The 255-nt window shown below is 59.2% G+C and carries 1 protein-coding gene; it reads right to left on the bottom strand.

The window, feature by feature from the left end:
* On the bottom strand, nt 1–255 hold a 255-nt coding region (locus MRBLMR1_RS30910; protein ID WP_500067257.1), incomplete at both ends, for a transposase.

Here is a 255-nt window from a genome sequence, read left to right as displayed (position 1 = left end):
TAGCCGAGCCAGCCGAAGGATGCGTTTGAGGTGTGCGAAGAGCATTTCAACCTTCTTCCTGCGATGCCGCGACTGCACGTACTCCGGTGTCGTGGCAATTGCTCGGGCGACATCACGAGCATCCTCGGTGAGATCGCGCGGCACTTTACGCATCGGCATATTCGGGCAGCAGCGAGGCTTCAATACGCAGCGATCACAGTCTTTCTTGCTGGCGCGGTAAAGCCGTGTGCCCGCCGCTGTGATTCCAGATCGAGG

Source organism: Neorhizobium sp. LMR1-1-1.1 (assembly GCF_040675795.1).
Taxonomy (GTDB): domain Bacteria; phylum Pseudomonadota; class Alphaproteobacteria; order Rhizobiales; family Rhizobiaceae; genus Neorhizobium; species Neorhizobium cellulosilyticum.
This window is presented reverse-complemented; position numbering and strand designations above follow the sequence as displayed.